At 71.7% G+C, this 11874-nt stretch carries 7 protein-coding genes; all 7 read right to left on the bottom strand.

The features are described 5' to 3' along the window. Positions 1-201: 201 nt before the first annotated feature. The 7 genes from ACIQRL_RS18810 to ACIQRL_RS18780 all read right to left on the bottom strand — a co-directional run bounded on the left by ACIQRL_RS18810 (position 202) and on the right by ACIQRL_RS18780 (position 11852). Complete coding sequence (locus tag ACIQRL_RS18810; RefSeq protein WP_401332587.1) at positions 202-1254, bottom strand: BMP family protein; 1053 nt, start codon at positions 1252-1254, stop codon at positions 202-204. A gap of 326 nt (positions 1255-1580) precedes the next feature. After that, the gene (locus ACIQRL_RS18805; RefSeq protein ID WP_401332585.1) at positions 1581-2639 is read right to left on the bottom strand and encodes a BMP family protein; all 1059 of its coding nucleotides are present in this window, start codon (positions 2637-2639) and stop codon (positions 1581-1583) included. A 421-nt stretch (positions 2640-3060) separates the two neighbouring features. After that, entirely contained in the window at positions 3061-4284 is a 1224-nt protein-coding gene (locus tag ACIQRL_RS18800) for a M20 family metallopeptidase (protein ID WP_401333338.1), read from the bottom strand. A gap of 603 nt (positions 4285-4887) precedes the next feature. Next, positions 4888-5712, bottom strand: coding sequence for a phosphate ABC transporter ATP-binding protein PstB (gene pstB, locus ACIQRL_RS18795; protein ID WP_401333335.1), 825 nt, complete (start codon positions 5710-5712; stop codon positions 4888-4890). Between the two features lie 303 nt (positions 5713-6015). Beyond that, positions 6016-6924: a sortase gene (locus tag ACIQRL_RS18790; protein WP_401332583.1), complete on the bottom strand. Its 909-nt coding sequence runs from the start codon at positions 6922-6924 to the stop codon at positions 6016-6018. 120 nt (positions 6925-7044) lie between these two features. Next, positions 7045-9039 carry an Ig-like domain repeat protein gene (locus ACIQRL_RS18785; RefSeq protein WP_401332582.1) on the bottom strand — a complete coding sequence of 665 codons (1995 nt, stop codon included), beginning with the start codon at positions 9037-9039 and terminating at the stop codon, positions 7045-7047. Between the two features lie 137 nt (positions 9040-9176). After that, a complete protein-coding gene (locus ACIQRL_RS18780) occupies positions 9177-11852 on the bottom strand; it encodes a hypothetical protein (protein ID WP_401332580.1) in 2676 nt (891 codons plus the stop codon). Positions 11853-11874 lie beyond the last annotated feature (22 nt).

The following is an 11874-nucleotide window of genomic DNA, read 5'->3' as shown; positions in this document are numbered from 1 at the left end:
CGCCCCTACGGCAACGAAAGGGGCCACGCGCCGCGAGAACGGGACACGGGGAGCAAGACTCCCCGCATCCCGTTGAGCGGACGTAACCCCGCGGTTACCAAGCGGCTCCGGGGCGGAACAGGCGTCTCTCCGTGCCGGACGGCACAGCGTCGCACCCGAACTTCCCCGGGACCGCATTGGCTGCTCCTGAGGTACTTCTCGTCAGCTGGTCTTGACCTTGATCGCACCGCTGATGATCTTCTCCTGGGCGGCCTTGACGGCGTCCTGGATCGCGGTGTTGCTCTTGAACGCCGGGTTGGAATCGGCCAGGCCGACCTCACCGGACTTCAGATCGCCCCGAACGATACCGCTCTCGGGCTTGCCGTCCTCGACCGACTTCGCCAGGTTGTACACCGCCTTGGCGACGTCCTTCGTGGCGGAGGTCAGGATCGAGTCCTTGTACTGGGCCAGCGCCTGCTGCAGGTACTGGTCGGAGTCGACACCGATGGCCAGGACCTTCTTGGCGGAGGCGGCCTCGATGACACCCTGACCGGACAGACCGGCCGCGGCGTAGACGACGTCGGCCTTCTTCTCGATCTGGCCCTCGGCGGCCGTCTTGCCCTTGTCGGGGCTGGCGAAGCCACCCTCCTGGGCGGTCTGCGTCAGGTACTGCGAGAGGACCTTGACGCCGGGCTTGGTGTCCTTGACACCCTGCTCGAAGCCCGCCTCGAACTTGTGGATCAGCGGAACGTCCACACCGCCCACGAAGCCGACGGTGTCGGTCTTGGTGGACAGGGCGGCGGTGACGCCAGCGAGGTAGGAGGCCTCCTGCTCGGAGAAGACCAGGTCCGCGACGTTCTTCGCCGTGACGGTGGAGTCGTCGACGATGCCGAAGGTGGTGTTCGGGAGCTTCGCCGCGGCGGCCTTGACGGCCGGGCCGTAGGAGTAGCCGATGCCGATGACCGGGTTGTAGCCCTGCTTGGCCAGCGAGACCAGACGCTGCGTCTTGTCCGCGTCCGTCTCACCGTCGGTGGGCTCGACGTCGGCGGTGGCGTACTTGAACTCGGCCTTCGCCTTCTTCAGACCCTCGAACGCGGCGTCGTTGAAGGACTGGTCGCCCTTGCCGCCGACGTCGTACGCGATGGCGAGGCCCTTGTGACCGCCCTTGGAGTCCGTGGAGGACGAGGAGGTCGAGGTGCCGCCACAGGCGGACAGAGCGAGGGCGAGAGAGGCGGTCGCAGTACCTGCGAGCGCGATGCGGGTAACCCGGCGCATTAGTTGTGCTCCTGTCGTTCAGCGCCTGACGGTTCAGCTTCGGCGCTGGCTTCGCCGCAGATTAACGCGCGTAGACCAACTAGAAAACCCCTTCTGTCCACCTTGTTATGCGCCTGTGCCCGACGCCACTGGCCCAGACGATCGGGACGTGCCGATCACCAACGGAATGTGGCGGTGGGTGACCCCGGAAACGGACAGCGGAACGGGCGGGCACCTGGGGTGCCCGCCCGTTCCGCTGCGCTTCGGCCGTGTTCGCCCGACCGGCGGGGAGGTGGCGGGGCCGGCCCGCCGCGATCACCCGCCGTTCACGGCGACCAGGACCCGTCCTAGCTGGTCTTGACCTTGATGGTGCCGGCGACGATGGCCGCCTTGGCCTTGGCCACGGCGTCGGTGAGACCGGCGATCTGGGCCATCTTCGGGTTGCTGTCGGCCAGGCCGACACCGTTGACCTTGAGGTCGAAGGTCTGCGTACCGGTCAGCGGCGAGCCGTCATGGACCGACTTGGACAGCGTGTAGACCGCGCCGCCGACGTCCTTGAGCGCGGAGGTCAGGATCTTGTCCTTGTACGCCGCCAGCGCCGCCTGCTTGTACTGGTCGGAGTCGACGCCGATCGCCCACACGCCCGCCTTGGAGGCGGCCTCGATGACACCCTGGCCGGACAGACCGGCCGCGGCGTAGAGGACGTCGGCCTTCTTCTCGATCTGGCCCTCGGCGGCGGCCTTGCCCTTGTCGGGGCTGGAGAAGCCACCCTCGGCGGCGGTCTGCGTCAGGTACTGCGAGAGGACCTTCACACCGGGCTTGGTGTCCTTGACGCCCTGCGTGTAGCCGGCCTCGAACTTGTGGATCAGCGGAACGTCCACACCGCCGATGAAGCCGACGACGTTGCTCTTGGTGGCCTTGGCGGCCGCGACACCGGCGAGGTACGAGGACTCCTGCTCGGCGAAGACCAGGGAAGCCACGTTCTTGCCCGGGACGACCGAGTCCACGATGCCGAAGCTGGTCTTCGGGAACTTCGCGGCGGCCTTCTCCAGCGCGGGGCCGTAGGCGAAGCCGATGCCGATGACCGGGTTGTAGCCCTGCTTGGCCAGCGACTCCAGACGCTGCTGCTTGTCGGCGTCCGTCTCGTTGTCGGTGGGCTCGACGTCGGCCGTCTGGTAGCCGAACTCCTTCTTCGCCTTCTCCAGTCCGGCGAACGCGGCGTCGTTGAAGGACTGGTCGCCCTTGCCGCCGACGTCGTACGCGATGGCGAGGCCCTTGGCGCCGCCGCTCGCGCTGCCGGTGCTGTTGCTGTTGCTGCTGGTACTGGTGCCGCCGCAGGCCGTGGCGGCGAGTGCGAGCGACGCGACCCCCACCGCGACGCGGGTCAGGCTGGCTATCCGACGCATCTGAAGCTCCCCATTCTCCAAAGCCCCGCAGTGGGTGCTGAGTTCGGCGCACATTAACGCGCGTAGACCGTCCAGGGAACGGGGTTCCGCCTGGCCGTTATCCATTCGTGCCGATGGCCGGTTACGTCCTTGTGAACCACGCGACCGAAAGGCACGTTTCGGGATGCAGCACCCTCCACGACCATCACGCGGTGTGTCCGGAAAGCGGAACCCATGTGACGGAGCGGGTGGTTCCTGCTCCATAGAGTGACTGTTGGAATGACTGGGGACCACGCTACTGCCGGGGGTCCGGGGGCGCGACCGGAGTCGACCGGCCGCGCCTGCCACAGCCGACCGGCCGCGCCTGCCACAGCCGACCGGCCGGGCCTGCCACAGCGGACCCGCCAGGGCAGGTCCCCGTCCAGGAGGCGCCGGACAGGCCCTAGGACCGGCCCTCGTCCAGCAGGGCCGCCGCCGTGAACATCTCCACGCCGACCGTGATCGCGTGCTCGTCCGCGTCGAAGTCGCCCCGGTGCAGGTCACGGACGGTGCGGTCGCCCGGCGGGCGCACACCGAGCCGGGCCATCGCGCCGGGCACGTGCTCCAGGTACCAGGAGAAGTCCTCGCCGCCGAGGCTCTGCTCGGTGTCCTCGATGGAGTGCGCGCCGCGCCGGGCGGTCATCGCGTCGCGGAGCAGGTCGGTGACGGCCGGGTCGTTGACGACCGGCGGAACGCCCCGGATGTAGTTGATCTCGGACTTGGCGCGGTAGAGGTTCGCGATCTCGTCGATGGCCGCGTGGACGAGGTCGGGCGCGGCCCGCCAGGCGTCGAGGTCCAGGCAGCGGATCGTGCCGGACAGCTCGGCGTGCTGCGGGATCACGTTGCAGGCGTGTCCCGACTCGATACGTCCCCAGGTCACCGCGAGCCCGCTGCGGGCGTCCACCCGCCGGGCGACGAGCGCCGGCACGTCGGTCACGACCCGCGCGGCGGCGGTGACGAGGTCGGTGGTGAGGTGGGGGCGCGCGGTGTGGCCGCCCGCGCCGTCCAGGGACACTTCCAGCCGGTCGCACGCCGAGGTGATGGCGCCGTGCCGCAGTCCGATGCGCCCCGCGTCGACCCTCGGATCGCAGTGCACGCCGACGATCCGCCCGACCCCTTCGAGCACGCCCGACTCGATCGCGTCCGGGGCGCCGCCGGGCAGCACCTCCTCCGCGGGCTGGAAGATCAGCCGGACGCGCCGGGGCAGCAGGCCCTGCGCGTGCAGGCCCGCGAGGACGAGACCGGCGCCGAGCACGACCGTCGTATGGACGTCGTGGCCGCAGGCGTGGGCGCGGTCGGGCACCGTCGAGCGGTACGCGCAGTCACTCTTCGTGTCCGGGATGGGCAGCGCGTCGATGTCGGCGCGCAGCGCCAGCATGGGGCGTACGTCGTCCGCGTCCCCGATGTCACAGATGAGGCCGGTCCCGATGGCGAGGACACGCGGCTTCAGGCCCGCCCGCTCCAAGCGCGCCTTGATCGCCGCGGTGGTGCGGAACTCCTGGTTGCCCAGCTCCGGGTGCATGTGCAAGTCGCGACGGAACGCCACGAGTTCGGCGCGCAGTGCCTCGGGCAGCGCGCCCGGGAGCAGCGGCTCCCCGGGGAGATCGGCCTCGGACTCTCGGGACATCAGTTGGTTCACCCTTTGAAGGGTAGGACGATCGGGCGGCCAACTGACCCACGATCAACAAAAGTTCAGCCCGTTAGGGGAAGAAAATCTGACCGCGCGGCGCATGACCGGCTACGAGGGTGGGTAGACTCGCCCGGCTCTTCGGGCGTTTGGATCTTGAGCGAGCCCAGGTGACCGGCTGTGATCCGACTCGGCCGGGGATCGCCCGCCGATGTGCACCAGGGAACGCCCGGCCTACCGAGCGCATTCCCCTGTCCGGCCTCCACAGTCTCACAACACCGCAACCGGATTCCGAAACCGTCACCGCCATGCGACAGCCGCGTCACGTTCCGTGATCCGCGGGTGCTCGCGGCCCGGGAACGGGGGCGAAGGGGTATCGGGGGTACGGGGGCGACGGGGGTACGGACGGGCCGTACGGACGGGCCGGGCACCCGCGCGTGCCGGGCACCCGGCACGGGCGGGCCCGGCACGGGCGGGCCCGGCACGGCGGAAGCGGCACGGCGGAAGCGGTCCGGCGGGAGCGGTCCGGCGGGAGCGGTCCGGCGCGGGCTGGGGTGGGCGAGAGCGGTCCGTGCGCGGGCCGGGCACCGGCCGGGTGATGGCTCAGCCGAAGCGGCCCGCCACGTAGTCCGCGGTGCGCTGGTCCTTGGGGGTGCCGAAGATGTCGGTGGTGGGGCCGTGCTCGACGATGCCGCCCGGGGTGCCCTGCTCGGCGAGGAAGAAGGCACACTGCTGGGAGACGCGGGCCGCCTGCTGCATGTTGTGGGTGACGATGACGACGGTCACCTCGCCGGCGAGCTCGTGGATGGTCTCCTCGACGCGGCGGGTCGAGGTCGGGTCGAGCGCCGAGCACGGCTCGTCCATCAGCAGCACCTGGGGCCGTACGGCCAGCGCGCGGGCGATGCACAGACGCTGCTGCTGGCCGCCGGAGAGCGCGCCGCCGGGCTGGCGGAGCCGGTCCCGTACTTCCTTCCACAGGCCGGCCCGGGTCAGGCTCTCCTCGACGAGCTCGTCCTTCTCCCGGCGGCCCGTGCGCGTGCCGGTCAGACGCAGGCCCGCGACCACGTTGTCGTAGATCGACATGGCCGGGAACGGGTTCGGCTTCTGGAAGACCATGCCGATCCGGCGCCGGGCCTCGGTCAGCCGCCGCTCGGGGGCGTAGATGTCCTCGCCGTCGAAGAGCACCTCGCCGGCCATCGCGGCGGAGGGGATCAGCTCGTGCATCCGGTTCAGGGTGCGCAGGAAGGTCGACTTGCCGCAGCCGGAGGGGCCGATCAGGGCGGTGACCTCTCCGGCGGGCATGGTGAGGGAGACGCGCTCCAGCACCAGGTGGCTGCCGAACCAGGCCGACACCTCGCGCGCGTCGAGCTCCGCGGGGGCGGCCGTCGGCCGGGCCGGGAGCGTCCTGTCCGACGGGACGGGCCGCAGCGCGACGGTGTCGGCCACGGCGGTCCCCGGGTCGATGACGGCGGTGGCGGCGGGCGCACGGCCGGTCCCGGCGGTGGCGGCCGGCACGCTGTCGGTCGGGGCGGTCTCGGTCGCGGCACTGTCACGCGCGGCGGTCGCATCGGTCACGTCGGGCACCTCATGGCGGGATCGGGTCGGGCTCGGCTGGGTCACGGGGGTGGGGCCGGTCGGCGGGGTGTCGGGTCGGGCTGGGCTACGTCACCGGGACGGGGCGGGCTCGGCACAGGGTCGGATCGGGGTCGGGGTCCGGGGTGGTCGGTGGTCTCACATCAGGTTCGGGAGCAGTTCGGTGGCGCGGGTGGCGACCTGGAGGCCGAGCACGGCGACGACCGGCGCGAACACGATCCAGGTCTGGTGGCGGCCCCAGCGGTGCCAGGCCCACACCGCGCCGACCGCCACGGCCACCAGCGCCTGGAGCCACATCACCAGCGGCCACGGCATTCCGCCGGGCCGGGCCAGCGGCTGTTCGGCCTCGGGAAGCGTGCCGGAGCGGATGACCGCGGCCGGGGTCTGGGCGGGCGCGGAGACCAGCTCGGCGTCGACGCGCAGCACTCCACCGGGCATGAAGTCCGGTCCGGTGGCGGTGAGGAGGACGATGCGGCCCTTGCCCGCGTCGAGCGGGGCGGGCGCCGGGTCACCGGCGCGCCGGATACCGAAGACCTGGTACTTCGCCTTGCCCTGGCCGGTGGTCACGCTGAACGTGTCGCCGGTGGCGAGGTCGCCGAGGTGCTCGAAGGGGCCCCCGTAGGCGGCGGCGCGGCCCATCAGCACGCTGGTGCCGGCCTGCCCCGGCATCGGGGTGTCCCGGCGGTGGCCGGGGCCGTCGGTCATGACGCCGGAGTCGGTGCCCTCCAGGACCACCTGGTGGACGTGGAGGGCGGGGATGTCGATGAGCGCGACCGGGGTGCCGGGGGCGAGCAGTGCGCCGTCCTGGTCGGTCTGGGCCACCGGGGCGGTGCCCAGGGCCAGTTGGGCGCGCAACGAGTCGTACGCGGCGTGCTGCGCCGCTCGTTCCTGGAAGCCGCTGAGGAACAGCAGCTGCGCGGTGAGGCCGAGCAGCAGGGCCGCGAGGGTGAGCAGACCGCCGCGGGCGAGATGCCGGACGGCGGTGACGCTCCGAACACCCAGCCGCGGCGCGGGCGTTGCGAGCGTGGTCTGTACGGCGACCGTCACGGCGGCACGTCTCCTTCACTCAACTCATGGAACGGGTGGGGCGGAAGGCGGAAGGGGGCCCCGCCGGGGAGCGCCCTGCTGGGCGCCCCCCGGCGAGAGGGTGGTTCAACAGGCCACGGATCAGGTGGACTTGATCTTGAAAGTGGTGCCGGTCTTCGAGTTCACCGTGGTGGAACCCACGTACCAGGCGTGCAGGGTGTGGGTGCCGCGGGACAGCTTCGGCAGCTTGATGGTCACCTTGCCGCCGCTCAGGGTGCCGGTGGCGATGACGCGCGAACCCTCGTAGATGCGGACCGTGCCGGTCGGCGTGGTGCCGGTCGCGGTGACCTTGAGGCTGACCTTGGCCTGCGAGAGGTGGCTGATCGAGGTCGGCGCCGAGGTGCTGACGCTCGGGGTCGCCTTCGAGACGGTCAGCGAGGTGGTCCCGCTGGACGTCAGGAGCTTGCTGTTGCCCGCGTAGGACACCGTGAGGCTGTGCTTGGCGACCTTCAGGTGGCTGGACAGGCTGACCGAGACCTTGCCGGTGCTGTCCAGGGTGCCCGTGCCGAGGGTGGTGGTGCCCTCCTTCACGGTGACCGTGCCGGTCGCGACGACGCCGTGCGTGTCGGCGACGGCGACGGCGACCTTGGGGGCCTTGCCGTACGCGGTCGTCGCGGTGGTCGCCTTCAGGGTGGTCGTGTACTTGATGTCGCCGGTCCAGGAGGAGACGACGCCGCTGCCGTTGAGGTTGGCGGCGGAGACTTCGGCCGTGTAGTGGCCGAGGGCCAGACCGCTGAAGGTGTACGACGTGGTGGTGGCCGGGAGGTCCTTGACGGCCACGACGGCGCCGTCCGAACCGGTCAGGGTCACGCGGTAGTCGGTGACCGGGAGGCCGGTGGCGGAGGGAGCGGTCCAGTTCAGCTTGACGCTTCCGTCGCCGCGGGTGCCGCTCAGGGTCGGCGCGGCCGGCGTGGACGCGTCGACACCGGACTCCTCCAGGCCGCCGAGCTTGGCGTGCTTGGTGGGGTTGACCGAGCCGTTGTAGGACTCGTTCACGAAGCCGAACTTGGCGATGACGCCCTCGGCGGCGTCGGAGGCGAGGGCCGCCTCGTGGGTGCCGCTGGTGACGAAGACGTCGTAGAGGTCCTTGTCGAAGAAGATGCCGGTCGGGTCGATCGCCCGGGACGGAACGACGTTGTAGACGTCGCGGCCGAAGGTGGCGTTCTCGTAGTAGGCGCCGACCGGGGCGAGCTTGCCGTTCACGGTGGTGACCGGGGTGGTGGCGCCCTCGTCGCCGGGCAGCTGCACGGCGGCCAGGTGGGCGCCGGCGGCGGCCGCGGTGGTGCTGAAGTCCGGGGAGATGCCGTTGTTCTGGGCGATCCAGCTGCCCACCGAGAACGGGACGAGCGCGCCGTCCGCGTCGAGGGCGCCGTCGGCCTGGTTCTCCTGGACGGTCCCGACGTTCGGGGAGAGCGTGGCGTCGGTGAGGCCGATGGCGCCGAGGAAGAACTTGCGGGTGCCGGAGCCGGACTGCGGGATCTTCGGGTGCACGGTCTGGCCGTTGACCTCGGTCAGCGTGCCCGAGTAGATGTCGTGGAGCTGGTCGACGGTCAGCGTGTTCAGGGCCGAGCCGCGGACCGCCACGCCGACCGCGTCACGCGCGAACGGGATGTACGTGAAGGCGGTTCCGGAGGTGCTCGGACCGCTGGAGGAGCGGGCGAAGTCGACCTGGCCCTTGATGGAGACACCCGAGCTGTCGGGGAACTTGTCGCCGGTCAGCGCCATGCTGAGGGCGAGGCGGCCCTTGCCGGAGCCGTTGGGGCGCAGGAAGGACGGGCCGCCCGTGCGGGTGGTGATGTTCGAGGTGGTCGAGCCGGTACCGGGCTCGATCGCGTCGTAGGAGGCGACGCCCGCGCCGCTCGCCGACTTCACGGCGGTGGTGGCGTAGCTGTTGTTGTTGACGGTGTCGCCGGCCAGGGCGTTGAGCACGTCCTGGGTGGTGTCCGAGCCCACGCCGACCAGCTTGCGGAAGGTGCCGGCGGGGGTGGGGTCGGCGGACGCCGGGCTCGCCAGAGCCAGCGTGCCGGACACCACGGCGGCGGCGACCATGGCCGCCGAAAGGCGCATCGTGCGCATTGAGAGTCTCCAGAGGGTGTGCGACGTGACGTCGGGAGGATCTGGCAGGGTGGTACGGGCCGTCCGCCCCGACTGCCTTTCGGGGCGGGCGGCCGTCTGTGGGGAGCGCGGACCCGGCGGGCCCGCGCTCCGCGAGCTCAGCTCCGGCCGGAGGGCAGCCGCTTGCGCAGCCACTCGGGCAGGGTGAACGCGGGGACGGTCACTCCACGGCCGCCGGGCAGCGGGACGCGCAGCGGGAGCCGCAGCCTGCCGCCGCCGGCGAACGGCGCGCCGATGCCGGCGAAGGCGCCGAGCGCGGCACCGACCGGGACGGCGTACCGCAGGGAGTTGGCCGGGTCGTCGGGCGTGGTGCCCAGGGCGGTGGTCTGTACGGCCTTGCCGCCGTCGTAGGACGGAGCGGCGCTCGGCGTCGTGCTCGCGCCGGCACTCGGCGTGGCGCCGCTGCCGCCTCCGCTGCTGCCGTCGGCGGCGTTGTCGCCGCCCGTGGAGCCGCCGGAGTCGGTGCCGCCCGAACCGCCGCCGGAGCCGGCGGAGTCGCTGCCGCCCGTGGAGCCGCCGCTCGATCCGCCGGCGGAACCCGAGCCGCTGCCCGAGGGCGTCGAGCTGGGTCCGGTGTAGTGGACGAGGGCGTCGGCCGCCTTGGTCGCCTTGGTGCGCAGGGCGGCGGAGAGCGGGGCGTAACCGACGGGGAGCAGGCCCGGGTCGGCGCCGTTGGTCTGTCCGTCGCCGGTGGCGTACCGCAGCAGGGCCGCGTAGTCCTTGCGGGCGGCCGTGTCGACCTTGGCCGGGCGCACCGCCGCGTAGACGAGCTGGGCGAGCGGGTAGGCGCCCTCGGCGTCGGCCGTGGCCGGGGTGATCTCGGGGGCCCCGGTGCCGGTGGCGCCGGTGGCCGCCGCGGTCAAGGACTCCGCGGAGGGGCCCACGAACTTGCCGGCGGTGTTGCGCAGCCGGGCGGTCTGGAGGCCGTAACGGGCGGCGGAGGCCGCGTCGGTGACGGTGATCACGAAGCGGGAGCCGACCGTCTGGGGTCCCGGGCTCTTGAAGGCCGGCGGGTTGGCCAGCGCGTCCCAGCTCGACTTCCAGAGGGTGTCGGCACGCCGGGTGTGCAGGGCGCCGGAGTGCATGTCCTCCACGTAGGGGTGGAAGTCGGTCATGCACTGCTTGATCGTGGCGTCGGTACCCGGCGGGATCGCGCACCAGGGGTCGCTCTTGGGGTAGTCGTCGGAGCTCGCGGGGTCGAAGGCGAAGCCGGTCGGGTTACGGGACGCGGTGGTGCTGTAGTACGGGTTGACCTGGGTGCCCCAGGCGTCGGCCGTACCGGCCAGGAAGCCGCGGGCGTCCTTGTCGGCGAGGATCCACTGCCACAGCGCGCGGGCGGAGTCGCTGTGCCCGAGCGCGGTGATCAGGTCGGTGTCGGTGGACGGCGTCTCGGAGACCGAGAGGTCCGCGAACTCGGGGTTGAGGGAGATGAATTCGGGGTCGCTGGCCAGTCCCGCGGGGTTGGTCTTGGCCCAGCCGTAGCCGCTGGCCGCGTTGTCGGCGAGCACCGCTCCCCAGGGCGAGTTGCGGTACGACTCGGTGAGCAGCTTGGCGACCAGGCGCGGGGTGAGGTCGACGGATTCGACCTTGGTGCCCGCGAGTTTGCGGACGGAGTCCGGGGCGCCCGCCTTGGGCCTGCGTTCGACCGTGAACCCGATGACGGTTCCGGAGAGGGCGACGGGCGCGTACACGGTCGGGTCGGAGGGTGCCGTGGTCCCGGCGTCGGCTCCGAGGGCGCGGGTGGTGAAGGCGAGGCCGGAGGAGCCGTCGTTGATGAGGCGGGCGCGGGTGTCCGGTTCGCCCAGCTCGGTGTAGCCGTACACCGTGCCGGTCGGGCACAGGGCCGACTGCCAGCTCGTCATCGCGTCGGCGGCGAGCTCGCTGCCGGTGGTGGCGCGTTCCTTCGCGCCGAGCGCGCAGTTGGTGCCGACCGAGTTGAAGCCGAGCGGGATCGCCACGCGGTTCTGCCAGTTGGTGGAGGAGACCGGGGAGCCGGCGTTGACCTGGCTGTGGTCGGCGTACGGCTTGCCGTCCAGGTCGAGGTGGCCCTGCGGGACGATGACCAGCCAGCAGGAGCGCGGCTTGGTGCCGCCGTTGACGGTGACCGGCAGACCGCAGCCCAGGTGCGGGGCCTCGTTGGCGGTCTGGACCTCGAAGTACTCCTTGCCGGTGCCGTCGGCGCCGGTGCGGGCGAAGTCGACCTCGTTGGTGGTGTTGCGGTTGAAGAAGGCGTTGTTCTGGGTGCCGGAGGTGATCACCGTGCCGTCGACGGACTTGAAGGGCACCTCGCCCGGGGCGTTGGGGTTGGCCGCCCCGTACCGGTTGTCCTGGCCGTAGTTGGTGGGATCGGCGCTGTAGAACACCTTGCGGGTGTCGTCGTAGTCGTTGCCCGGCCAGCCGCCGCGGTCGGTGGTCGGCGAGGCGCCGTACTGGCACTGGGTGCGCGCGGGGCCCGGGTTGGACGGCACCGTGCCGTCGTCGTCGCCCCAGCACTGCATGATCTGCACGAAGTCGGTGTTGAACGACGTGCCGGCGAAGGTGGACGAGGTGCCGCCGGACCAGGAGACCGTGACCGCCTGACTGGTCAGGTGGGTGGTCTGGTCGACGGTGAACTTCATGTCCTTGAACTCGCCGCGGCCGGAGACGGTGACGGCCGAGGAGGTGGTGGCCGCGGTGCCCGCCGCGGACGCCGGGGCGGCCGCCTGGGCCACGCCGAGTCCGGCGAGGGCGCCCACGGCCGCTCCGACGACGACGCGCAGGAGCAGCCGCCGCACGCGGAGCACCGCTCTGCCGCGC

Source organism: Streptomyces sp. NPDC091209 (genome assembly GCF_044757755.1).
Taxonomy (GTDB): domain Bacteria; phylum Actinomycetota; class Actinomycetes; order Streptomycetales; family Streptomycetaceae; genus Streptomyces.
This window is presented reverse-complemented; position numbering and strand designations above follow the sequence as displayed.